We start from the raw sequence: 1,183 nt of genomic DNA on the forward strand, positions 1-1,183 counted from the left end.
TCCTTGGGCCGACTGGCGTAGGTGCGTTATAAGTCTCCTGCTCTTACCAAAGACGTTCACGACGCTTGCGCCGTGTTTCACCTTTCGGCGGTGACCGGGATTGCTCGATAGGGTTCGTTGCGGCTCATCATCGCCCAGGCAATCCGCGCTATCTTGTTGGCGAGTGCTACCGCCGCGACCTTTGCCGAACGGCGCTCCATCAGTGAGACCAGCCAAGGATGGCGGGCGTAGCCCAATAGCTTCGCTCTCTTGATCACCGCCAACGCGCCGACCACCAATAGCTGCCTCAGATATCGATTCCCGGCCTTGCTGATCCCACCGAGTTTCTCCTTGCCTCCACTAGAGTTTTGTTTCGGGACTAAGCCAATCCAGGCACTCAGATCACGACCGGAACGAAAGACGCTGGGATCGGGAATACTGGCAGCCAGTGCTGTTGCCACCAATGGACCAACACCTGGAATTCCTTCGAGCTTACGACTGAGTTCGTGAGCGCGGTGCCACCTCATGATTTGCCGATCCATTTCCAGTATACGCTGCTTCAAGAGGTCGACTTGGTCCGCTAAAGCGGCAAGACATAAACATGCCTCCGCCGGTATCTCAGGTTTCTCGCCCTTCCGAATGAGATGGAGAAGCTCAAGCAGTCCATTACGACCGATCCCCGCAACAATGCCGAACTCGGCGAGATGGGCGCGAACAGCATTGATGGTCATAGTCCGCTGGCGAATGAACAGCATGCGGGTCCGATGAAGCATCAGGATCGATTGTTGATCGGCTGTCTTGATCGGCACAAACCGCATGTTCGGCCGTGTCACCGCCTCGCATATTGCCTCTGCATCCGCCGCATCGTTCTTGTTGCGTTTGACGTAAGGCTTCACATAGCGCGGCGGCATCAGCCGGACCTCGTGCCCGAGATTTGCCAGCTCTCGACCCCAATGATGCGCGGTTGCGCAGGCTTCTATGCCCACGAGGCAGGGTTTGAGGCTCGCGAAGAACTGAAGAACAAAGCGGCGCTTCAACTGTCGGCGGATGACGACCGTGCCGGTCGCGGAAATGGCGTGCACCTGGAACACCGACTTAGCAATGTCGAGTCCAATCGTGGTAATCTCTTCCATGGATGGCTCCTCCCATGCGGTTCCTGAACAACACCGCAAATATGGCACATCGCGATGCCGGCGGAGGAGCC

General features: G+C 57.3%; 1 protein-coding gene. It reads right to left on the bottom strand.

What is annotated here, in order from left to right; genetic code table 11:
* Nucleotides 1-77 precede the first annotated feature (77 nt).
* Nucleotides 78-1,112, bottom strand: coding sequence for an IS110 family transposase (locus C9413_RS32250; protein ID WP_039844522.1), 1,035 nt, complete (start codon nucleotides 1,110-1,112; stop codon nucleotides 78-80).
* Between the last annotated feature and the right edge of the window lie 71 nt (nucleotides 1,113-1,183).

The organism is Rhizobium sp. SEMIA 4085, from assembly GCF_013004495.1.
Lineage (GTDB): Bacteria > Pseudomonadota > Alphaproteobacteria > Rhizobiales > Rhizobiaceae > Rhizobium > Rhizobium gallicum.

Bases quoted from the DNA above. Each gene is read 5' to 3' on its own strand.
- C9413_RS32250 (WP_039844522.1), bottom strand. From the start codon at position 1,112: ATGGAAGAGATTACCACGATTGGACTCGACATTGCTAAGTCGGTGTTC.